The organism is Roseivirga echinicomitans (assembly GCF_001592935.1).
GTDB classification, from domain to species: domain Bacteria; phylum Bacteroidota; class Bacteroidia; order Cytophagales; family Cyclobacteriaceae; genus Roseivirga; species Roseivirga echinicomitans.
Map to the genome: position 1 here is coordinate 97,259 of NZ_LRDB01000004.1, position 23,013 is coordinate 120,271.

The 23,013-nt window shown below is 41.0% G+C and carries 23 protein-coding genes; 14 read left to right on the forward strand and 9 right to left on the reverse strand.

Going from position 1 to position 23,013, the window contains the following annotated elements; genetic code table 11:
• Nucleotides 1-97: 97 nt before the first annotated feature.
• From AWN68_RS06490 to AWN68_RS06500, 3 genes are all read right to left on the reverse strand, one after another.
• Entirely contained in the window at nucleotides 98-499 is a 402-nt protein-coding gene (locus tag AWN68_RS06490; RefSeq protein ID WP_068413008.1) for a response regulator, read from the reverse strand.
• A 278-nt stretch (nucleotides 500-777) separates the two neighbouring features.
• Nucleotides 778-1,149, reverse strand: coding sequence for a VOC family protein (locus AWN68_RS06495; RefSeq protein WP_068413011.1), 372 nt, complete (start codon nucleotides 1,147-1,149; stop codon nucleotides 778-780).
• Between the two features lie 145 nt (nucleotides 1,150-1,294).
• Nucleotides 1,295-3,814: a cation-translocating P-type ATPase gene (locus tag AWN68_RS06500; RefSeq protein ID WP_068413013.1), complete on the reverse strand. Its 2,520-nt coding sequence runs from the start codon at nucleotides 3,812-3,814 to the stop codon at nucleotides 1,295-1,297.
• 241 nt (nucleotides 3,815-4,055) lie between these two features.
• On the opposite strand from AWN68_RS06500, the gene AWN68_RS06505 reads away from it, so the two are divergent.
• The 13 genes from AWN68_RS06505 (at nucleotide 4,056) to AWN68_RS06565 (ending at nucleotide 15,881) form a co-directional block, all read left to right on the forward strand.
• Entirely contained in the window at nucleotides 4,056-5,630 is a 1,575-nt protein-coding gene (locus AWN68_RS06505) for an N-acyl-D-amino-acid deacylase family protein (protein ID WP_089082104.1), read from the forward strand.
• Between the two features lie 3 nt (nucleotides 5,631-5,633).
• Nucleotides 5,634-6,743: a serine hydrolase domain-containing protein gene (locus AWN68_RS06510; RefSeq protein ID WP_084362784.1), complete on the forward strand. Its 1,110-nt coding sequence runs from the start codon at nucleotides 5,634-5,636 to the stop codon at nucleotides 6,741-6,743.
• Entirely contained in the window at nucleotides 6,743-7,342 is a 600-nt protein-coding gene (locus tag AWN68_RS06515) for a hypothetical protein (RefSeq protein ID WP_172796043.1), read from the forward strand. The genes AWN68_RS06510 and AWN68_RS06515 overlap by 1 nt, the downstream gene beginning before the upstream one ends.
• Nucleotides 7,343-7,491: 149 nt before the next feature.
• Entirely contained in the window at nucleotides 7,492-8,805 is a 1,314-nt protein-coding gene (locus AWN68_RS06520; RefSeq protein WP_068413018.1) for a TolC family protein, read from the forward strand.
• A gap of 3 nt (nucleotides 8,806-8,808) precedes the next feature.
• Nucleotides 8,809-9,882: an efflux RND transporter periplasmic adaptor subunit gene (locus tag AWN68_RS06525; RefSeq protein ID WP_068413026.1), complete on the forward strand. Its 1,074-nt coding sequence runs from the start codon at nucleotides 8,809-8,811 to the stop codon at nucleotides 9,880-9,882.
• Nucleotides 9,883-9,922: 40 nt separating this feature from the next.
• On the forward strand, nucleotides 9,923-13,129 hold the full coding sequence (locus tag AWN68_RS06530) for an efflux RND transporter permease subunit (protein ID WP_068413029.1): 3,207 nt from the start codon (nucleotides 9,923-9,925) through the stop codon (nucleotides 13,127-13,129).
• Between the two features lie 10 nt (nucleotides 13,130-13,139).
• The gene (locus tag AWN68_RS06535) at nucleotides 13,140-13,451 is read left to right on the forward strand and encodes a hypothetical protein (protein WP_068413032.1); all 312 of its coding nucleotides are present in this window, start codon (nucleotides 13,140-13,142) and stop codon (nucleotides 13,449-13,451) included.
• An 11-nt stretch (nucleotides 13,452-13,462) separates the two neighbouring features.
• On the forward strand, nucleotides 13,463-13,666 hold the full coding sequence (locus AWN68_RS06540; RefSeq protein ID WP_068413034.1) for a YgaP family membrane protein: 204 nt from the start codon (nucleotides 13,463-13,465) through the stop codon (nucleotides 13,664-13,666).
• 42 nt (nucleotides 13,667-13,708) lie between these two features.
• Nucleotides 13,709-14,407 carry a Crp/Fnr family transcriptional regulator gene (locus AWN68_RS06545; RefSeq protein WP_245657972.1) on the forward strand — a complete coding sequence of 233 codons (699 nt, stop codon included), beginning with the start codon at nucleotides 13,709-13,711 and terminating at the stop codon, nucleotides 14,405-14,407.
• A 14-nt stretch (nucleotides 14,408-14,421) separates the two neighbouring features.
• Nucleotides 14,422-14,673: a hypothetical protein gene (locus AWN68_RS06550; protein ID WP_068413036.1), complete on the forward strand. Its 252-nt coding sequence runs from the start codon at nucleotides 14,422-14,424 to the stop codon at nucleotides 14,671-14,673.
• Nucleotides 14,674-14,778: 105 nt separating this feature from the next.
• On the forward strand, nucleotides 14,779-15,063 hold the full coding sequence (locus AWN68_RS06555) for a rhodanese-like domain-containing protein (RefSeq protein WP_068413038.1): 285 nt from the start codon (nucleotides 14,779-14,781) through the stop codon (nucleotides 15,061-15,063).
• 5 nt (nucleotides 15,064-15,068) lie between these two features.
• Nucleotides 15,069-15,386 (forward strand): rhodanese-like domain-containing protein, encoded by a 318-nt coding sequence (locus AWN68_RS06560; RefSeq protein ID WP_068413039.1) that lies wholly within the window; start codon nucleotides 15,069-15,071, stop codon nucleotides 15,384-15,386.
• A gap of 18 nt (nucleotides 15,387-15,404) precedes the next feature.
• The gene (locus tag AWN68_RS06565) at nucleotides 15,405-15,881 is read left to right on the forward strand and encodes a Dps family protein (protein ID WP_068413042.1); all 477 of its coding nucleotides are present in this window, start codon (nucleotides 15,405-15,407) and stop codon (nucleotides 15,879-15,881) included.
• An 82-nt stretch (nucleotides 15,882-15,963) separates the two neighbouring features.
• On the opposite strand, the gene AWN68_RS06570 is transcribed toward AWN68_RS06565, so the two are convergent.
• The 6 genes from AWN68_RS06570 to AWN68_RS06595 all read right to left on the reverse strand — a co-directional run bounded on the left by AWN68_RS06570 (nucleotide 15,964) and on the right by AWN68_RS06595 (nucleotide 20,558).
• A complete protein-coding gene (locus AWN68_RS06570; protein ID WP_068413045.1) occupies nucleotides 15,964-16,593 on the reverse strand; it encodes a hypothetical protein in 630 nt (209 codons plus the stop codon).
• Nucleotides 16,594-16,705: 112 nt separating this feature from the next.
• Nucleotides 16,706-17,740: an ACR3 family arsenite efflux transporter gene (gene arsB / locus AWN68_RS06575; protein WP_068413046.1), complete on the reverse strand. Its 1,035-nt coding sequence runs from the start codon at nucleotides 17,738-17,740 to the stop codon at nucleotides 16,706-16,708.
• Nucleotides 17,737-18,369 (reverse strand): low molecular weight phosphatase family protein, encoded by a 633-nt coding sequence (locus AWN68_RS06580; RefSeq protein WP_068413049.1) that lies wholly within the window; start codon nucleotides 18,367-18,369, stop codon nucleotides 17,737-17,739. Before AWN68_RS06580 ends, arsB begins: the two co-directional genes overlap by 4 nt.
• Before the next feature lie 19 nt (nucleotides 18,370-18,388).
• On the reverse strand, nucleotides 18,389-18,856 hold the full coding sequence (locus AWN68_RS06585) for a DUF6428 family protein (RefSeq protein ID WP_068413051.1): 468 nt from the start codon (nucleotides 18,854-18,856) through the stop codon (nucleotides 18,389-18,391).
• Between the two features lie 42 nt (nucleotides 18,857-18,898).
• Nucleotides 18,899-19,231, reverse strand: a complete 333-nt coding sequence (locus AWN68_RS06590; RefSeq protein ID WP_068413052.1) for an ArsR/SmtB family transcription factor — start codon at nucleotides 19,229-19,231, stop codon at nucleotides 18,899-18,901.
• A 322-nt stretch (nucleotides 19,232-19,553) separates the two neighbouring features.
• On the reverse strand, nucleotides 19,554-20,558 hold the full coding sequence (locus tag AWN68_RS06595) for an NAD-dependent epimerase/dehydratase family protein (protein WP_068413054.1): 1,005 nt from the start codon (nucleotides 20,556-20,558) through the stop codon (nucleotides 19,554-19,556).
• 252 nt (nucleotides 20,559-20,810) lie between these two features.
• Between AWN68_RS06595 and AWN68_RS06600 the strand changes: the two genes are divergently transcribed.
• Nucleotides 20,811-23,012 (forward strand): B12-binding domain-containing radical SAM protein, encoded by a 2,202-nt coding sequence (locus AWN68_RS06600; protein WP_068413056.1) that lies wholly within the window; start codon nucleotides 20,811-20,813, stop codon nucleotides 23,010-23,012.
• Nucleotide 23,013 lies beyond the last annotated feature (1 nt).

Here is a 23,013-nt window from a genome sequence, read left to right on the forward strand (position 1 = left end):
ACACAAACACACACGTTTTTCACCTACCTATATTTTTATTTCTTGGTTTTAGTATTGAATGAGTGATTTGCTTCCGTTTAAGGATAGGTTTTTTTGTTCATGCCGCTTTTAATCGTTTGAAAACGATGTCAAGGGAATTGCTGGTAAGGGGCTTTGCAATAAAATCAATTACAAAAGGGTAGAATTTAGCTTTATTTAAATCAGCCTTGTCGGTAGAGGAAGACAATAAATAGATGTCGAATTTTTGTTTGAGCTCAACGTTTAACTCATCGAATTGATCCAAGAAGTCCCATCCATCAAATTGAGGCATGTTAATATCCAGTAGTAGAATAATTTTCTGAAATCCAATACCTTCTTTGGTAATGTAGCTTATAGCATCCTGTACATTACCGAATGTAATCACTTCGGCATTATTCACGTTTTTAGTGATAATGACCTTTGAGAGGAATTGGTTGATAGGGTCGTCATCAACCGTGATAAATACGTTGTTGTTCTGCATCTTAATAATTATCCAAATTTTGGAATGGGCATAAATCCCTATTAGAAGTACAGCACAAAGTGTTTTTGGTAGTTTGGGGCGAGCGTTATAAACCTGAAGCCCTTGGTGTTTTTGTAACGAAAGCAAGTGTATCTTTCGTACAGTACAAAAGTACGTTAATAAATTTTTTAACCCATCTCTTTTTGATAATTATTATTGTAAGCTTAATAACATCGCTGGAGTGGCTGATTGTAAAAGGGATTGATAAGATGGTAAAGAACACCAACTAAGCGGTAGCCCTAAACATGCTGATCAATGAGTACGGCATTGCCATCAGGGTCGACAACCATCATACTGGCTGGACCAGAGGTACTCTCATCTGCTGCGCTTTGAAGTGTAATGCCTTTGCTTTTCAGCGCTTTTTGTATTTCGCGCACATCATCAAATGTCTCGAGTTTTTGCGCATTCTCATCCCAGCCTGGATTGAAAGTAAGAATATTGTTGGGGAACATGCCCTGGAAAAGCCCCACCAAAGCGTTACCATTTTTCATGATCAGGTAATTTTTCTCCATATCTCCAGCAAATACTGTAAAGCCAAGGGCTTCATAAAAATCTTTGGAAGCTTTAAGGTCTTTAACGCTAAGGCTGATAGAAAATGCACCAAGTTTCATAGTTGTAGGGTTTGTTGATTAATGAAGATAAGAGTTTTGGTTGGGATATGTGCAGAATCGGATATACTGTTTATAACCATTGAGTCGACTAGAAGAACATTTGGTGGCTTGTTGGTGAAGAACAGCAAAAGGGCGAATTAGAATACTAATCGATTTCGATGCTGGGAGTATTCCTTTTTAACCTTGCTTTTATTTTTACCAACTCATACCACATTACAGATATAAACCCTATTCCAATACAAATGGCCAGCTGAGAAAAGCTGAGTGTCTTAAATTCAAAGAAATTGGTCAAAGGAGATACAAAGAGTAGTAACCCCGTAATCACAATTGTGATGGAGATGATCAATAAAACTAAATTGTTTTTGTATTTCAACGTAGTCAAGACCGAATAGTAAAAAGATCGATTGACGAGTGTCAAAAAGATGTTTGCGGCTATTAATCCTGTAAAAACCATTGTTCTTGTGTGGGCCTCGTCAAAAGCCATATAAACCGAATACTGATAGACCACCAATGTTCCTACTGTAATTGCCAATCCTTGAATAATACTTGTCGTAAGTTCTTTCCAACTGAAGAAAGTAGTAGTGAATGGTCGTGGTTTTTGAGACATGGTATTCTTCTCCATAGGCTCATTTTCAAATATGATAGAGCAGGTGGGCCCCATGATTAACTCTAAGAATATGATGTGCACGGGGGAGAGGATATTAGGGTAGATCCACCCCAAAGCAAGCGGAATAAAAACAGTGAGGATAATCGGAATGTGAATGGATATAACGTATTGAATGGCCTTTTTTAGGTTGGTATAGATTTTTCTACCCATGGCTACAGCATCCACCATTTTTGATAAATCGTCTTCAATTAATATGAGTGAAGCTGCTTGTTTGGCAATTTCTGTTCCCTTTTTACCCATGGCAATACCAATATGGGCGGCTTTTAAAGCTGGTCCATCATTGACACCGTCTCCAGTCATGGCCACAATCTGATTATTGCTTTTTAAGGCATTGATGATCCTCAATTTAGCTTCTGGAAACATTCGAGTGAAGATATTCGTGTTCTTGACACTTTTTCCTAACTCTTCCTCAGATAGCTTCATCAATTCATCACCAGTAAGACTATGCTCATAACCTCTAAATGCTACTTGTTTTGCAATGGCTGTGGTGGTTGCGGCATTATCGCCAGTAATGATCTTGACTGAAATTCCAGCTTTGTAAAAGTCTTCGAATACTTTATTGATGTTCTTTTTTGGAGGGTCATAAAAAGCCACGATTCCTTTAAAGCTGAACTTAAGTTCTTGTTGAGTTTTGGGGTAATTGCTCCCTTTAAAATCACTTTGGCCAACCCCTAATACTCTGTAGCCTTCGTGCGTGATGGCCTGAATGGCTTTATCAATTTGACTTTTTTCTTCTGCTGTTAGATTAGATAAAGCCATTAATGCTTCTGGAGCCCCTTTGGCTGCTATAATTCTTTTGCCTAAGCTATTTTCAAAAACATGGGTCATCATCGGTGGTTTTCCACCCAATGGGTATTCGTGCACTAACTTAAAGTTTTGACGCTCATCTTCTTTATGCAGGTCTTCATATGCTTGGTGCAATGACACTTCCATAGCATCGAATGGAATAGGCTCACTGGCCCACATCGCTATTCTTATCAGTACTTTTTCGTCCTCATTAGCATGGTCTGGAAAGGAGATTCTTTGTGAATTCAGCGTAAATACCTTTGCCAAACTCATTTTGTTTTCGGTAATGGTTCCTGTTTTGTCAGTGCAGATGACAGTAGCGCTACCTAATGTCTCAACTGTTTTCATCTGCTTTACCACAATGCCCATTTTCATTAGTCGCCAAGCGCCAATGGCCATAAAGGTGGTAAAGGCCATTGGAATTTCTTCCGGTAAAATACTCATGGCCAAAGTCAGGGCCTTGAGTAGGCTATCTAATAAGTCGTATGAACGAAAATAATTGATTGCCCAGACCACCATGAAAACGATTACTCCGGCAATAACCATGTTTTTCACAAAGTTCGTTATCTGTAATTCCAGAGGCGTTTTTTCTTCTTTGATGCTTTCTAGGCTTTTGCCTATTTTACCTAATTTGGTTTCATTACCAATGTGGGTGATGGTAGCAATGGCTAAACCGCTAGCTACAGTCGTCCCCTTAAAAATCAGATTATCAGCTTTGCCTTTGTCTTTGAAAACGGACAGCGATTCTCCGGTAAGTATAGATTCATTAACAGAGAAATCATTGGAGTGAACAATGATTCCATCGGCTGTAATCGAGGTTCCTTCTTCTACTATTAAACTATCGCCCACCACCAGATCTTCACTTTCAATTTCTATTACCTCCCCATTTCTGATGACTTTACAATGGGGTTGTGAGAGCTTCTTTAACTTTTGTAATGCATTTCTACTTCTGGAATCTTGAAATAGCGAAATCACGGAAACTATAATGATGGCAGATGCAAGAAAGATGGCATCACCAGTTTTTCCACTAATCAAATAAATGAGGGATGCCGCAAACAGGAGGACAACCATTGGCTCTTTTACCAATTTCTTAATGGCATCAAAGACATTGTTTTCTTGCTTGTAGTCTAGTGTGTTTCCCCCAAAACTCTCCCTTGAACGAGCTACCTGCTCAGTAGTCAATCCTTCTATGTTGAAATTGTTTGCAGGCATCGTGATGTATTTTTGACTACTACGGGGCAGTTTTAGCGTTTGTGCGAACGTTAGGTAATGAAACAAAAAGTGGCATTATATTCTAATCCTTAACTGTAAATGTTTCTCACTAAGACAAAATAAAAACCCCGACATTTTATTGTAGAGGCTTGGATAGTGAATTTCATAATTCCCACACAACACTCTATCGCTGGACATATATCGCATAAGTTGACTATCTTCCTTTTTCAACTTTAAGTCTATGATCAAGAAAATATTTTTTACTGCCCTCGTGCTTTGTTTCATTGTTTCCTGCGGCTCCCCTGAATCTTACGATATCATTATAGAAAACGGAACTGTCTATGACGGCACCACCAACCAAGCCCAAAAGGCGGATGTGGGGATTAATGGAGATCAAATTGTGAAGATTGGCGATTTAAGCAAAGCCAAAGCCGCCAAACGCATTGATGCAACAGGTTTAGCCGTGTCGCCCGGTTTTATCGATATGCATGCCCATGTAGAAGCCATCATGCGTTTGCCCGCAGCGGAGAGCGCCATCAAACAAGGGGTAACCACCGTTTTGGGTGGTCCGGATGGTCGTGGTCCTTCGCCCATGAAGGATTACCTAGACAGTTTAGATGGATATGAGTTGGGCGTGAATGCTGCTTATTTGGTGGGGCATAATTCCATCAGAAGAGCGGTGATGCAAACCGAAAACCGTGAACCAACTCCTGAAGAGCTGGAAGAAATGAAGGGTAAAGTACAGGAGGCCATGGACAATGGGGCTTTTGGAATTTCTACAGGACTTAAATATGTACCGGGATCTTTCTCTAAAGTAGATGAAGTAATAGCACTGTCTAAAGTGGCGGGCGCAGCAGGTGGGATCTATACTTCACATTTGAGAGAAGAAGGTTTGGGATTGCTCGATGCCGTGCAAGAAGCAATTATGATTAGCCGCGAGGCCGATATTCCTGTGATTCTTACCCACCACAAAGCCATTGGCCGACCGATGTGGGGCGCCAGTGTAAAGACTTTAGCCATGATTGACTCTGCTCGAAGTATTGGGTTAGATATTATGGCCGATCAGTATCCATATACTGCCAGTTCAACAGGTATTTCAGTACTTATTCCTACCTGGGCAATGGCAGGAGGAACCTCGGCCTTGAAGAAAAGGCTAGAAGACCCTAAAACGAAAGAGAAAATCATTGAAGAAATCATGTTTAATATTGAGTTCGATAGAGGAGGAGCACAGTTGGATGTGGTGCAGTTTGCTTCTTTTAAATACAAACCAGAATTGAACGGAAAGACTTTAAAGGACTGGGCCATTGAAAGGGGTATGGAACCCACTTTTAGAAACGGTGCTGAATTGGTGATTGAAGCACAATTGAACGGTGGAGCTTCTTGCGTTTTCCATGCCATTAATGAAGAAGATGTAAAACGCATTATGCAGCATCCAATGGTGATGGTAGCTTCAGATGGCTCACTGTTAGAGCCCGGAGTTGGACATCCACATCCAAGAGGTTACGGAACATTTCCACGTGTTTTAGGCTACTATGTTAGAGAAGAAGGAGTGATTGACTTGCAGACGGCTTTACGTAAAATGACTTCGATGCCTGCCGATAGGCTAGGCCTAACAGACCGTGGTTATATCAAAGAAGGCATGAAAGCCGATATTACTGTTTTCAATCCTAAAACAGTAATCGACAAAGGCACTTTCGAAGATCCCCATCATTACCCTGAGGGGATTGATTATGTGATTGTGAACGGAAGGCTTACCATCGATCAAGGCGAACTGACCAATGAAAGAGCAGGCCGAGTAATCAGAAAAAACCAATAAACGATGAAACAAATTCAAACTTCCATATGGCGTAAATCAGCTTGGATGCTCTTAACGCTCTTTCTTTGGGTAAGCGTTTCCGCCCAAAGCCTTCAAGAACAAGCAGACCAGAAACTCAAGGCTTTTGTAGAAGCGACTCAAGTTCCGGGTTTAAGCATTTCTATTTCTCAAAAAGGGCTATTGGTGTTTTCTAAAGGCTATGGCTATTCTGACTTAGAGAATAAAACGCCTGTCGATCCTTCCAAAACTAAGTTCCGAATTGGGAGTGTTTCTAAAACACTCACGGCAGCTGGTTTGGCTTTGCTTTATCAAGATGGAAAAGTGGATTTAGATGTACCGATTCAAAAGTATGTTCCTGTTTGGCCAGAGAAGAAATATGAAATCACATTAAGACAACTGGGAGGGCACGTGGCTGGAATCCGTCATTACAAAGGCAACGAGTTTTTAAGTACAAAAAACTATCCGACTGTTACCGATGGCTTGGCCATTTTCATGAATGACCCGTTGATCAGCAAGCCCGGTACCACCTATTCTTATTCAAGTTATGGTTGGAACCTGATTTCTGCTGCCATGGAAACCGCCAATGCGGGCGAATTCTCTTTTCAAACTTCTGATTTTCTACAATTTATGCAGCAGCAAGTGTTCGACAAGTTAGGAATGGACAATACCGTGGCTGAATATGCCGACCGCCAAACCGCCAACCTGACCAAGTTCTATCAATTCAAAGATGGAAAGGTTGTGGCTGCACCTTATGTAGACAATAGCTACAAATGGGCCGGGGGAGGTTTTGTTGGGGCCACAGAAGACCTTTGCGTTTTCGGCCAAGCCCATATGGCAGCTGGATTCTTAAAACAAGAAGTGCTTGACGAGTTTATGACTTCGCAGAAAACTGCTAATGGAAAGGCAACCAATTACGGAATAGGCTGGTCCACTTATGCGCGTAACAGCGGCAATACATTTTATGGACACAGCGGAGGTTCAGTAGGTGGAATTACCTTTTTTATGATTCATAAGGAAACCCAAACCGTATTGGCCATTACTGGCAATATGGACCCGCTCAACTATAATGGTTTACAGTTCGAACTGATGGAAATGTTTGTGGAGGGGAAGTAGTGATGAAGCATTTTTTTAGTTTAATAGCTTCATTGATTATTTTTCAAGGTTCCGTATTTGGGCAATCGAATGATTTAGTTCAGCGTACTAATTTTGATGAGTTAATACATGAAAGAATCTATACGATAGAGATAAATGACAGACAATTACTGGAGTTGGTTAAAAGTATGAATCACAGCTATGAGGGTGTGTTGATCAATTCAGTTTTAAAGGTTAATAGAAAAGGAGAACCCATTAAATACATTAGGCAACGATTAGCTATTCCAGGCGATGATGTTGAGAAGATAATGAATGAGGCTTTCAAGCAAGGGGTTGAATCGATCCCTTCTTGCAGTGAGGTGGAAGGTTGTATTACGGGTTTTGATGGAACGAGCATTTCCTTTCATATTAAAACTACTGATGTGGATCGTGAATTCTCTTACTGGGAACCGGAGAATGATTATTATCAAAATCCAGATTTAAAAGAAATAGCTAAAATCCGTGGAATTTTGGAAACCATAAAAATGAAAATTGATCTTAATTATCTTTTTGATCAATTTATAGATTCTCTTCCGATCGGAATTTACCGCCATGGTGGAATTGTAGTGACTAAACGATAATTAGTACCCAAACTACTCCCTCAGAATACCATCGAATCCGCCATTCTTATCTAAAACATTAAAACCGATAGGTCGATTGGTGTGTAACAATGGTTACCAACTGCCATCCAGCGTCCACCTACCTTTGATCCAAATAAGGACAAAGCGTAATGAACAAAAAGGTTTTAATACTTCTCATAGCGGGTCAACTGATGGCTTTTACGGCCAAAAGTCAAGACACGCTACTCATATCAAAGGATGATCTGGTACAGCGTGTATTTCAGAATAATCTTCAATCAAAAATTGCCGAACAACAAACGGCCATGGCGAAAGGCGATTTGAATCAGTCGAAAGCACTGTTTCTGCCATCAATTTCTGCTACACAAACCTCCATGATGACCAACAATCCGCTCATGGCTTTCGGTTCTAAACTGAACCAAGAAAGGCTTACTGCTGCGGATTTCGATCCAAACCGATTGAATGATCCAGACAGGATTGAAAACTATTCGGTAGAGGTGCAGGTATTGCAGCCGCTACTCAATTTGGATGGCGTTTATCAGCGTCAGGCCGCGCAAATTCAAGTTGAAGCCTATGAATCGCAGGCTGCTCGAATTCAGGAACATATGGAAATGGAAGCCACTAAAGCTTATATGCAATTGCAATTGGCTTATGAGGCAGTGTCGGTTTTAGAACGCGCCAAATATACTGCCGACCAAGGGTTGAAGCTGATGAACGATTACTTCGATCAGGGCATGGCAAAGAGGGCCGATGTATTGGATGTGGCGGTCAGACAAATTGAGGTAGAAAACCAATTACGATACGCCAAAAGCAACATTAGAAATACTTCCGATGGACTGGCAACTCTGCTAGGAGCTGATATTGATGGAACGGTATACAAGCCGCAATCTACTATTTCTAGCCGTCTACAAACCGAAGACTTTTCCAACCTTTTATCGCAAGACAGAAAGGATTTGATAGCCATGAACAAAGCGCTTTTAGGGCATGAGAAAATGCTCAAATCGAATAAAATGAGCGCATTGCCTAGAATCAATGCATTTGGCAATTACCAAGTGTACGACAATAACGCTTTTGGTTTTGGTGCCGATGGTTATTTGGTAGGACTACAGATTTCATGGAATATTTTCGATGGAAACAAGAATGTGGGCAAAATTCAGAAAGCTCAAGCCATGGTGGAAAAAGCCAAGGTCGAAAAAGAAAATTACACACAGCAAGCCCAGTTCGAACTGAACAAAACGAATCGTCAATTGACGGATGCTGAAAACAAGGTGGAGCTATCACAAAAAGCTTTTGAGCAGAAAGCCGAAGCCTATCGCATCAGAAAAGACCGATTTATGGAAGGCTTGGAGAAAACAGCCGACTTGTTGATGGCCGAAACACAGATGTTTCAGAAGGAACTGGAGCACTTACAAGCCCTATTTGAATACAACTTAACGAAAGAATACTTAAGGTTTTTAACTAGATAAACGATGAAAACATACCAATATATACTTCTAACATTTGCGGCATTCCTAACGGTAGGTTGTGGCACAACGGAACAAAAAGAAATCACGGAACTTCCTTCAGTGCCTGTAAAAGTGGCCCAAGTAAATGCTTCTGAAGCGGCAGGTTATATAGCTGCCAGCGGAAAAATTGAAGCAGGTCAAAATGCAAACCTAAGCACCCGAATGATGGGTAATATTACTAAGATTCATGTAAAAGTGGGTGATAAAGTAAGCAAAGGGCAAACGCTCATTAATATTAGTAATGCCGATTTAATCGCCCAAAGAGCCCAAGTGGAAGCCTCAATCATTCAGGCTAAAAGTGGTTTAAAGAATGCAGAAACAGACTTCCAACGCTTTAAATCACTATTCGAAAAGGGGAGTGCTTCGCAGAAGGAATTAGACGACATGACTACGCGATTTGAAGTAGCTAAAGCCAATGTAGAAGCTGCTGAGCAAATGAAAAAAGGAGTGGAGGCACAATTTGCTTATACCAATATCAAAGCACCTTTCTCTGGTGTTGTGGTCAACTCATTTATCAAGGAAGGCATGATGGCCAACCCCGGTATGCCACTTATAGCTTTGGAAGATGCTGAAAACTATCAAGTAGTCGCTTCTATTTCTGAATCGGATATCTCGGGCATTACTGAAGACACAAAAGCAAAGATTTATGTGAAGTCGATTGAACAGGAATTCGAAGGGAAGATTATTGAGCTAAGTCCTTCGGCACAAAATACGGGTGGGCAGTACATGGTGAAAATTGCCATAAAGGAAGCTGACAAAGCACTCCGTTCGGGTATGTTCGTGAACGTGAAATTCGCTACAAATTCAACGGAAACCGAGCCTTCTCAAATTATGATACCAACCAGCGCATTGATCCAGAAAGGACAATTGACTGGGGTTTATGTAGTGACGGATGACAAAATCGCCATTCTAAGGTGGTTAAGATTGGGAAGAACCTACAACGATAAAGTAGAGGTGATTTCTGGACTTGGAGAAAACGAGCGCTTTATACTAAGCCATGAAGGCAAGCTGTACAACGGAGCTAAAGTTACATTTTAAGGCTTTTGAGTCCGATTGAAAACCATTTAACGAGACAGAAATGCAAGAAGGAATTTCAGGAAAAATAGCCAATCTATTCATCAACTCTAAGCTGACTGTACTGCTTATGGTGGCGCTGATGATCATTGGTGTATACAGTTCGTTTCTTATTCCGCGAGAAGAAGAACCGCAAATAATCGTACCCATGGCCGATATTATGATTGGCTACCCAGGGGCAAATCCTACGGAAATTGAAAACCGTGTAGTGAGGCCTTTGGAGAAAATCATCTCCAATATCAAAGGAGTAGAGCATGTTCACAGTATGTCGATGAATGGCCAGGCGGTGCTTATCGTTCAATTTTTTGTTGGCGAAGATGTAGAGCGTTCCTATGTGAAGCTTTACGATGAGCTCGAAAAAAACAAAGGCATGTTCCCAGAAGGCGTTTATCAGCCTTTGGTGAAAACAAGGTCCATTGACGATGTGCCGATGTTGGGCATCACACTCTGGAGTGAAAGCTACAGTGATTTTCAACTTAGACAAATGGCCGAAGAGCTAACCACTGAGATTGAAAAAGTGAATGATGTAGCCATAACCAGAGTAATTGGCGGACGAACCAGGCAATTAAAGATTGTGCTGGACAAAGATAAGATGGCTGAAAATGGTGTAGATCCATTGGGGATTATCCAGATTATTCAGGCCAGTAACAGCAGTGCTCAGTCGGGCAGTTTTGTTCAAAACGATCAAGAATTTCTGATTACAACGGGTAAGTTCCTTTCTTCTGTAGAAGAGGTAGAGCGTTTGGTAGTAGGGGTGAATAAAAACTTACCCGTTTATTTAAGTCAGGTGGCCGAAATCGTAGATGGGCCTTCATCATCTAGTAATTATGTGTCGTTTGGTTATGGTAAAGCCAACGAGGAATATGCTTCATTTCCTTCAGAATACCCAGCTATTACTATCTCTGTAGCCAAAGTGAAAGGTGCTGATGCCATGAAAGTAGCAGACAAAATCCTTAGTCAGGTGGAAGGCTTGAAAAAGAACTTGATTCCTAGCGATGTTGAAGTAGCGGTTACTAGGAACTACGGAGAAACAGCTTCGCACAAAGTAGGCGAACTACTGTTGCACTTGGGCGTAGCCATTATAGCCGTCACGGTGTTGGTAATGCTATCCATGGGCTGGAGAGGTGGATTGGTCGTGTTTTTGTCTGTTCCACTCACTTTTGCACTTACGCTTTTCAGTTACTACATGCTGGGCTACACGCTAAACCGAATCACGCTTTTCGCCTTGGTTTTTGTGGTGGGTATTGTGGTAGATGATAGTATTATCATTGCTGAAAACATGCACAGGCACTTTAAAGCGAAGAAACTACCGTTTAAGCAAGCGGCTATTTATGCCATCAATGAAGTAGGGAACCCTACCATTTTGGCCACATTCACAGTAATTGCCGCCATTTTACCAATGGCCTTTGTGTCGGGAATGATGGGGCCGTACATGAGTCCAATGCCAATTGGAGCGTCAATTGCCATGATTCTTTCATTGTTTATTGCCTTAACCATTACTCCATATTTAGGCTACCATTTTCTTCGTGAAAAAGAAAGCGGAGAAGAGAAGGAAGAAAAAGCATACGAAACTACCTTTATTTATAAGGCCTATAAAGCCATAGAATTTCCATTCTTAGAGAGTAAAACAAAAAGATGGACACTTTTGAGTGCCACGGTGGTATTACTCTTGGGTTCAATGTACTTGTTCTACAACCAGTCGGTAGTCGTTAAAATGCTGCCTTTCGATAATAAGAATGAGTTCCAAGTGGTAGTCGATATGCCAGAAGGCACCACCTTGGAGCGTACCGCGGCAGTTACCCAAGAAATTGCACAATACTTATCGGGTGTGCCCGAAGTGATCAGTTACCAGAACTACATTGGTAGCTCGGCACCCATCACTTTTAATGGTTTGGTGAGGCATTACGATTTACGCGGGGGAAGCAATATGGCCGACATCCAAGTAAATCTGTTGCATAAAGCTGATCGTGACTTGTCTAGTCATGACATTACCAAAATGCTTCGACCAGATATTCAGGCCATAGCCGCCAAGCATAATGCAAATGTGAAACTCGTAGAAGTGCCACCTGGCCCACCAGTACTTTCAACCTTAGTGACGGAGATTTATGGGCCTGATTATAATGAACAAATCAAGCTGGCTGCGCAGGTAAAAAACCTTCTGTTGAATACACAAGATGTGGTGGATGTGGATTGGAATGTGGAGGAAGGACAGACAGAATATAACCTAGTGGTGGACAGCGAAAAAGCCATGATGCATGGTGTAGTTCCTCAGCAAGTTGTGGGGAGTATCACTTACCTCATGCAAGAATATCCGGTGTCGAATTTCTATGACCAAGATTCCAATAACCCTGTGGGTATTGTACTTGCCTTAGATGATAAAGATAAATCTAGTCTGCAAGATATTCAGGGCCTTAAAATCAAAGGTCAGCAAGGAGACTTGGTTACTGTTGGCGATTTAGTCACGGTAAGAAAAGACACCCTCCAACCTACAATTTATCACAAAGACCAGAAGCGCGTGGTGTATGTGTTGGCCGATATGGCTGGAGACTTAGAGAGTCCTGCATACGCCATTTTAGGCATGACCGAGCAGATTCAAAACTTGACTGTGCCGAAAGGCTACTCTGTTAACGAAATGTACATGGGCCAACCTGAGGATGAATCAGACTATACTGTGAAATGGGATGGAGAATGGCAAATCACCATGGAAGTCTTTAGAGACTTAGGAACTGCCTTTTTGGTCGTGATAGTGATCATTTACATGCTGATTGTTGGCTGGTTCCAAAACTTTAAAACACCAATTGTAATGATGATCGCCATACCGCTTTCGTTGGTGGGGATTGTATTAGGTCACTGGGTGCTTGGGGCGTTCTTCACCGCTACATCATTTATCGGAATGATTGCTTTGGCTGGAATCATGGTAAGAAATTCGGTGCTGTTGATCGACTTTATAGAGATTAGATTGAACGAAGGAGCTTCTATAAAACAAGCCATCGTGGATGCCGGTGCGGTACGTACCAAACCCATTCTACTCACCACTGGTGCGGTAGTGATTGGTGCATCCATCATCCTGTTCGATCCTATATTTCAGGGACTGGCCATTTCATTGGTAGCAGGGGCAATTGTTTCCACTTTACTTACCCTGATTGTTGTTCCGCTCATTTACTATATGACCGAACGAAAAAAGTGGGAAGGTAAATCATCAAACCATTAACCATACGATCATGGAATTATTAATTATAACAGCTGCTAGGGCTTTTGAAAAAGACATCAAAGGCTTATTGAAAAAATCGGGAGTAAAAACCTTCTCTTATATGGATGTAACTGGTTATAAAGACCAGGAAGGTGAATCCATGTCTGCCAATTGGTTTGCTTCAAGCATTGGAGAACGGCAATCTGTTTTGTTCTATGCCTTTGTTCCAACATTTACGGTGGACGAGGTCATGTTGCAGATCAGAAACCTAAATGAAAGCCAAGAATCAGAGTCGAAAATTCATGTGGCGGTAATGGACATTAAAAGAATGAATAACATTTAATACGGAAGACTATGATAACAAAAGTAAAACATGGCATTGCAGGTGCCTTCATCTTAATAAGCCTATTACTATCCATTTATGTGAATCAAAATTGGTTGTGGTTTACTGCTTTCGTAGGTGCTAATTTGCTTCAATCATCATTGACCAATTGGTGTTTGATGGACATTATTCTGAAGAAGTTTGGTTTAAGAGACTCAGCAAAAACTTGCTGCTAAAAACAGTAATTTTTATTGAAAACGAGTTGATTCATTTGTCTTATGCCTCACAATTTTCGGGTTTTCGCCTTATCTTTAAATCAGCAGATAGCTGATTTATTGAATGACGATATGAATGAACTTTTAGATAAGATGTTGGCCAATTCTGGTCTTGAAGAGAAGCTTGCAGATGAAATTAGGACTGCAGGCAGACTAAAGAAAGTAAAGGCTGGAGAACTGATCTTTGGTTCTGACGAACGTGGTGGAGGAATGCCCATCGTTTTGCAAGGTTTGCTTAAGGTGATGCGCCAAGACGAACACCATAATGAAGTATTTCTTTACTATTTAGAAGGAGGAGAGACTTGTGCAATGTCCATTGCTTGCTGCTTGGAGGGTCGGAATACAGGCTTTCATGTAATGGCCGAAGAAGACTCCATCGTTTGGATGATTCCGAATAGCTATTTAGATGCATGGATGGTGAAATATTTGAGTTTTAGAAAGTTTGTTTTTAGCTCTTATCAAACTCGTTTTGATGAATTGCTTACCACTATCGATAGTGTAGTTTTTCATAACATGGATGAAAGGCTTTTGAAATATTTATTAGATACACAGCAGGCCACGGGCACTTTCAAAATTCAGAAAACGCACCAGCAAATTGCCAATGAGTTAAACACCTCCAGGGTAGTGGTATCTAGGTTGTTGAAAGGTTTGGAGGCTGATGGTAAGATTGAGCTGCATAGAAACTGTATAGAAATATTGTAAACGAAGGTTTATTCATGGGAAAAGGTCAGCACAACGGAACAGAAAAAAGTGGGAAAGGGAATCTTAAGTTGGCCATTCTTTTGGCGCTAACCCTCGGCTTAGCACCTTTCACGCCAGAACCTCATATCTTGGGTAAAATAAAATGGGTAATGGGGGGCGCCAATGGAATGCAAGTCATGGATTACTTTGATTTGGTTTTGCATGGTACCCCTTGGGTGTATTTGATCTTTGAGTTGATCAGGTATTTTAGAAAAATACCGCGGTAAATTTCACCATTGCCTTCCCGTTCTGTAACAAATGTAACTAAGCCCAAGGGCTAAAGATTGTACATTTGTTTCATTGAGAATAAGCGTTAGATAAAACAAGAAGAAATGAATATTGAAGAATTAGTAAACCAGGGCAAAGCTAGTATAGTGGATGTACGTTCACCAGAAGAATTTAGGGGAGGACACGTAGCCAATTCGGTGAATATTCCTTTGCAGGAAATACCGCAACGCATTGAAGAACTTAAAGCCATGAAAATGCCTTTGGTATTGTGTTGTGCGTCTGGAAACCGTAGCGGACAAGCAGAGCAGTTTCTGTCGGGTTATGGCATTCAATGTTATAATGGAGGAAGTTGGTTGGATGTGAATTATGTTCAGTCTAAAACCGTTTAAGCCTTATGTTAGATAGTTTAAAAAGATTGTTCGGTTTAGGACCAAAAGTCGATTTTAAGGAACTTGTTCAGCAGGGAGCTGTTGTTTTAGATGTACGCTCGAAGGGCGAATACACAGGTGGTCATATCAAGGGGTCGATGAATATTTCAGTCGATGCTTTGGGTTCGAATTTAAGCAGGTTGAAGAACAAAGATAAGCCTATAATTACCTGTTGTGCTTCGGGAATGAGAAGTGCTTCGGCCAAGAATATGTTGAAAGCCAATGGTTATACGCAAGTGTATAATGGAGGTGGCTGGGCGAGCCTTCAGCAAAAAATTAGATAGATATAAAACCTAGAAATTATGGACAACACAAACGCAATTGGAATTGAAAGTGTTAAGGCTGAAAAACTGGCTGAAAAGCTAAATGAGTTATTGGCCAATTACTCAATTTTTTATCAAAATACACGTGGTGCGCATTGGAACATCAAAGGCGAGAAGTTCTTTGAGCTTCATGTGAAATTCGAAGAGCTTTACAACGATTTAATACTTAAGATTGATGAGTTGGCAGAAAGAATCTTAACTTTGGGATTTACACCCGAACACAATTATTCAAAGTATGCGGCTGGCTCATCCATTAAAGAAAGTAGCGAAGTAACCAATGGGATAAGGGCAGTGGAGAATATTTTAAACTCCTTTAAAATGGTTATCATGCTTCAGCGCGAAATTCTTGTTTTGTCGGCTGACGCAGATGATGAAGGAACAAACGCTTTAATGAGTGATTATATCCGTGAACAAGAAAAATTAGTTTGGATGTACTCTTCTTTCTTGAACCGTTAAGAATGGTATAGAACGAAAAAGCAAAAGACTCCCTGATATCAAACGCTTTCAGGGAGTCTTTTTTTGTGCCACACTGACAGTGTTACTTATTGCTAAGGAGCGTCACTTTTCTGATCTCAAGCTTTCTCAACTTGTCCTGAATAAAAGTCGTAAACTCAAATTGAGTAATAGGGTCAACTTGTAGTTCCATCGTTACTTGACTTGGTTCAACGCCCTTGTCTTTCAATCGATTGATTTCATCAAATAATACAGTATCAAAACTTGCCATTGGTAAATGTTCACCTTTAAAATCTACGGTTCTATTTGCCTTAATATGCAGCTTGATTTTGGTGTATTCTTCAGAAAATAGTTGATAGTAGGTGAACAAAGCAATATTGGCTTGGTCGTCTATAGAGGCGTCTAGAATTTTTTGCTGTGCCTTCCAGTTTTTTATCGTTTTTGCATCTACATACTTGTCAATCCCAAATTCCGCAGGGCTCACATTCTCTAAGGCTGAAAGCTTATCGTAAATCAAGTCTGGCTTCGATAAATCAGCTGTTATTAGAATCCCTTTCTGCACCAATAGGGCTGAGAAGTTTTTGATAACTTCAGGTACATTAACCGACTTATCCTTATAAACTTCATTCAGTTTAAAAGTTAATGGAATTGACTTTTGAGCAATTACAAATACGAGAAGGATAGCTAGGAGGCTTAGGAGAATCGACTTTTTCATTATAAGGTTAGTTAATTAACTATTTTAATAGTTGAAAGTAGTGAATATTCTTAATCTTCCAAAGCATTAAAAAGATGCAATATCAATCTCTTCCATTCTTAATGAAGTTGATTTAGTAATATTTCTTCTTCAGCCAAAAGGAAACCCGAACCAATAGAATCAGTGCAGGCACTTCCACCAAAGGGCCAACAACTCCAGCAAATGCTTGTCCTGAGTTCAGTCCGAAGACAGCAATGGCTACTGCTATGGCCAGCTCGAAATTATTACCAGCTGCCGTAAACGAAATGGCTGCATTCTTATCGTATTCGGCTCCCATGGCTTTACTGAAGAAGAAACCGATAATAAACATGAGAGTAAAATAGATCAGTAATGGAACAGCAATCACCAAAACGTCCATAGGAATCTCAACGATCAATTCACCTTTGAGCGAGAACATTACCACGATGGTAAAGAGCAAGGCAATTAAGGTCAATGGCGAAATGGTTGGGATAAACTTGGTAGTATACCAATGCTCACCTTTGAGCTTTACCAAAATCAACCGACTTAACATTCCAGCTAAAAAGGGGATGCCCAAATAGATGGCAACACTTTCTGCAATGGTCACAATCGAGATGTCGACAATCGCACCTTCGAAACCAAAGTAGGGTGGAAGCACGGTAATGAAGAGCCATGCGTAAAAGCTATAAGCAAACACTTGGAAGATACTGTTCAATGCCACCAAACCAGCTCCGTATTCGCTACTGCCTTCGGCCAAATCGTTCCAAACTAACACCATGGCAATACATCGTGCTAAGCCAATCAAAATCAAACCAACCATGTATTCAGGGTAATCCTGAAGGAAGGTAATGGCCAAAATGAACATTAAAACAGGACCTACAATCCAGTTCAAAATCAAGGATATTGAAAGGATTTTTACATTCTTAAAAACCTTGGGTAGTAATCCATAATTCACTTTCGCCAATGGCGGGTACATCATCAAAATCAGTCCGATCGCAATTGGGATATTGGTCGATCCGCTGCTGTAGGAATTAATGACTTCCGGAATTGAGGGAACAAAATAACCCATTGCTACGCCTATCCCCATGGCAATAAAAATCCAGAGGGTGAGGTAGCTGTCTAGAAAGCCTAGTTTTTTTGGTTGACTCATGATTTTTCGATTTGTGAGAAAATGTAAAACATCTCGGTGGCTATTTGTCGACTGCGCTCTGCGTATTTAGCGGCTTCTTCCGAAGTGCCATCGTACAGTTTGGGGTCGTCATACTTCACTGGAATACGCTTTTCTGCTCCAGCAATAAACGGACAGTTGGCATCGGCATCTGAGCAAGTCATAATCGCTGCGAAGCCTTCAGTTGGATTAATGGCCTCGTCAAATTTTTTGGAGAACATCTCCAATGGCGCATGGTTTTCAGAAAAAGTAAGACTCACCTTAGGATTGCTTTCTCCTTCCAATTCGGCTTTAAAACCATTGTTGATCAACGCATTGATCGCGCTTTCATTAAAGGCGGTAACTTCTACACCACCAGAAAAACTGTCAATATCAATTTCAAAATAAACCGACATGGCTTTTGCCCAAGCTTGCGTTAGTTGACTCCTGCGCGAGTTGTGGGTGCAAATAAAATTGAGTTTTGCCACTTCATTATTGTCATGTTTACCCTGAATGTAGTTAATCAAGGGTTGAAGAACAGCTTTGCGTTCTGGTGAAATAAGATCTACCGAAATTGAAGAAGTGAAGTCTTCAAGAATCGGTAGAAGTTGTGTGATGGGATTCTTTGTCATGATTAGGTTGATTTATGGATTAGCAGCATCCACCACCCGGTGTGCATGCTCCAGCAGTTTGAACTTCGCTTAGTTTGACTTTTGGCTTTTCAGCAGGAATACCACATTTGTCCATTGCCAAGCAAGCAGTTTGTTTTGTAGTCAAAAGGAAGTTAGTGCCATTGAAGTCTAAGCCATACTTGCCAATAGTAGCACCTTGATATTCCACCTCAATTTCTAAATCCTTCAAGCCAAGAATTCTCTCTGAAAGCTCAATAATATGAACTAGTTTTTCTGGGTGAAGTCTGTGATCATAGTCATTGGCTTCCCAAAGTTGAAAATTGGCTACTTCTTCAGTTCTTACTGTGCCACCACAATCAATGAAATGTTTGCTGACTTGTCCGACCTCTGTTACGTGAAAGTGACTCGGAACTAAGCTGCCATCAGGCAATTCAAAAGCGATTTGATCTAAGGCGCTGAGGTGATTTTTGATTTCTGAGATTTTCATAATATTATTTATTGCAATGTTACGATTGATAAAAACTATTTTTTAGCAACACCCGTCAGGGGTATCGAAGTTTGGGTTTAAAAACTGACTGAATAACTCTTGCATGTTTGCCCAAGCTTCTTGGTCAATACAATAGCAAACGCTTGTTCCTTCTACATTTCCTTTGATCAATCCCAAGTTTTTGAGCTCTTTCAAATGTTGGGAAATGGTAGGTTGCGCCAGACCAATTTCTTCCACTAAATCACCACAAACACAAGTGTTCATTTTAAAAAGGTGTTGAAGAATAGCGACCCTGGCCGGATGACCAAAGGCTTTCGCAATCATGGAAATCTTGTTTTGCTCTTCAGTAAATATTTCAGACTTAGTAACGCCCATGCTTAATTATTTATTCATTGCAATATTACGATAGAGTTTTGGTTTCACAATACACTATTGCTTATTTTTTAAACACAGCTCGCTGATTGCACTGATTCCCCCTTAGAAAAAGGGGGCTAGGGGGATTAGATGGATGTTTTTTGACACTAAAATCAATCCTCCCAACCTCCTTCTCCAAGGAGGAGTGTTCGCACTATTATGCAGCATCTGCTAGAAATAAGCTTAGAAAAAAGAGGTTAGTGGGATTGGCTAACTTTTATAATAATTGTTCTTATGGTCGAAAATCTTATTCACCCATAACTCTTAACCAATTTACCAATAACTACCTCTCCGCCCATCCCTCTTTCAAATACCTAAATGCATTCTCAAGGGCTTCTTTCGCTGGGGTAGGGTTAAAGCCTAATTCTTTTCTGGCTTTACTGATGTCATAGTCAACCTTTAAACCATAGAACATATCTAGGTAGTGACGTTGTAATAATGGCTCTTTTCCAGTGATTTTACTTACCAACTCCATTCCGCCTGCCACCATGTAAAGCAAGAATTTTGGCACTTTCTTGGGGATTCTAAGTTTGAGTTCGGGATAGAGATTTGCTGCAATTTGAACCGATTCTTTCACTGTAGTATGTTTCTCATTGGCCAGCGTATAACGTTCACCATCTCTGCCTTTTTGCATGGCATTGTAGCTACCCATTGCTACATCTTTCACGTCAATCCAGTTGAGCGAAATATTAGTTTCTACAGGCACATCACCTTGAAGAATCTGCCATACCAATCGGTTGCTGTAATTCAAGCGATGCGCCACACTACCAATCATGGCAGAAGGAAGCACCAACACCGTTCTGATTCCATATTCTTTCCCCAGCGAAAGTGCCAGTTGGTCAGAGTCGTTTTTTGATTTGTAATACCAGCTATTACGGTCGTCATTATAGCCGTTTTTCTCTTGTGCCGGAAGAATGGAATGGTTCAACGCTGCAATTGAACTGATGTACAGAATACTCTTAACGCCTGCTTCAGCGGCTGCTTCAAATAGGTTTCTGGTGCCAGTGACATTATTCTCATACACGTCCTTTTGTGGATTTTTTGACCACATTTTGAAAGTGGCCCCTACCGCATACAGGTGAGTAACACCTTCAAATGCCTTAACTAAGGAAGCTTTGTCCATTAAGTCGGCATGTTGCACTTCGCAGTCTAATTGGTTTAAAGCATCTGCGTTTTTTAGGTTTCTCAGCGTAGCTCGAACCGTATGTCCTTTAGAAAGTAGAAGACGAGTCAAATTATAGCCCAAATGGCCGTTTGCTCCAGTAACGAGCAATATTTCTTTGTTCATGCGTGGCTTTCTGAAAGGTGAATATGCAATGCGTCTTTTTGGTAAACCATAGCCCTATAATGCTAAAATACACTGAATTGTTTCGAACGATATTGATGTCAAAGGGATCAGGTGCTTATTGAATTTTCGCCAAAAGTAGAGATTATAAATTCCGGAATGCGTTTTCTACCTCATTATGGTCTGCGAGTCTCAATATTTTTATCGAGTTTTACACTGTGCTTTCAGATTGATGGCATACCTTAAGTCAATTGTTTGAAAGATCTTCTACTCATTACACCTCCATTCACCCAGCTGAATACGCCTTATCCAGCAACGGCTTACCTCAAGGGTTTTTTAAATACCAAGTCGATTTCTTCCTTTCAAATGGATTTGGGTATTGAAGTGATTTTGGAATTATTCTCGAAGGAAAGTCTTCAATATTTATTCATTTACGCTGAAGAGAACGATCGAATCAATACTGAAAATTCGGAACGAATTTATGCTTTACGAGAGGAGTACCTGAATACGATAGAAGGCGTAATATCCTTTCTACAAGGCAAAAATCAAACTTTTGCTCGTCAGATTTGCTCTGAATCCTTTTTGCCTGAAGCAGCAAGGTTCGAACAAGTAGACGATCTGGATTGGGCCTTTGGTGCTATGGGGATGCAAGACCGCGGCAAGCATTTGGCGACTTTGTACCTTGAAGATATATCTGATTTCATTATTGAATGTATTGACGAGAACTTCGGTTTCAGTCGCTACGCGGAAAGGCTTGGTCAAAGTGCCAATGCCTTCGATGAGCTTTATACGCAACTCCAGGCTCCGCTCACTTATATCGATAAAATCACTATTAAAATCTTGGAGCAGAGGCTGAAAATACACAAACCTAAACTGGTTTGTATTTCGGTCCCTTTCCCCGGTAACCTGTACAGCGCTTTCCGCTGTGCGCAGTTTATCAAGACCAATTACCCCGCGATCAAAGTGTCGATGGGCGGTGGTTTTCCCAATACCGAATTAAGAACGGTGAAGGATGTACGCGTTTTTGACTTCTTCGATTACATTACCTTGGACGATGGAGAACTACCGATTGCGCTTTTAACTTCGAACATACTGAATCCAAAGCCTGAAAATCCAGACTTCAATATCTTTAAAAGAACTTTTCTGAAGGAAAATGGAGAAGTGGTTTACAACGACAGTTCCATTCAAAACGATTTTCCGCAGAGCCAATTGGGTACACCTGATTATATAGACCTATTGCTCGATCAGTACATTTCAGTGATTGAAATTGCCAATCCAATGCACAGTCTTTGGAGCGATGGCCGATGGAATAAGCTCACCATGGCGCATGGTTGCTATTGGGGGAAATGTACTTTCTGCGATATTTCCCTTGATTATATCAAGCGTTATGAGCCGCTCACCGCCAAGCTTTTGGTAGACAGGGTGGAAGAATTGATTGCGCAAACAGGGGAGAGGGGATTTCATTTTGTGGATGAAGCTGCACCACCAGCCTTGATGCGAGAAATGGCGATTGAGATCATCAGACGCAAGCTTACCATCACTTGGTGGACAAACATCCGCTTCGAAAAGAGCTTTACAGCCGATCTTTGCACTTTGCTCAAGGCATCGGGTTGCATTGCGGTTTCTGGTGGTTTAGAAGTTGCTTCCGACCGACTTTTGGCACTGATTGATAAAGGCGTAACGGTGGAACAAGTAGCCGCAGTCACCAGAAACTTCACAGAAACGGGTATTATGGTGCATTCCTATTTAATGTATGGTTACCCAAGCCAAACCGTGCAAGAAACCATCGACAGCCTTGAAATGGTACGCCAGATGTTTGAGTTAGGGATTATTCAGTCTGGTTTTTGGCATCAATTTGCGCTGACTGCCCATAGTCCTGTTGGGCTCAATCCTTCGGAATACGGAATTACACCCAATTACAAATCCATTTCATTTGCGAATAACGATGTGATGTTCAAGGACAAAACAGGAATTGATCATGAGCAATTTAGCTTTGGTTTAAAGAAGTCACTTTTCAACTTTATGCATGGCATTGGTTTCGATATGCCGCTTCAAGAGTGGTTCGAATTTAAAATTCCAAAAACAAAAATAGCGCACGACTTCATCATCAACAGTTTGGAAAACGAACCGATGCTAGTGACCCGCCCAACAGCCAAAATAGTATGGCTGGGCGGAACCCCTTTGGTTTCTTTTCAGGCCAAAACCAAAAAAGGAGTAACTCGAGAAAGGGCACAGCTCACCTTTTTCACCAAGCGAGAAAGTTTCGACATCACCACCGAGCGCGAAAAAGCAGAGTGGCTTATTCACATCCTAGAGCAGTTAAAAATTGGTGCTGAACCTCTGCTGACTTACGCACAAATCAAAGCCGACTACGAAACCCATTTCGAGGACTTCGAACTCTTTTGGGTATCTAAACCCATTAATACGCTCAGAGAACAGGGTTTATTGGTGTTGTAGT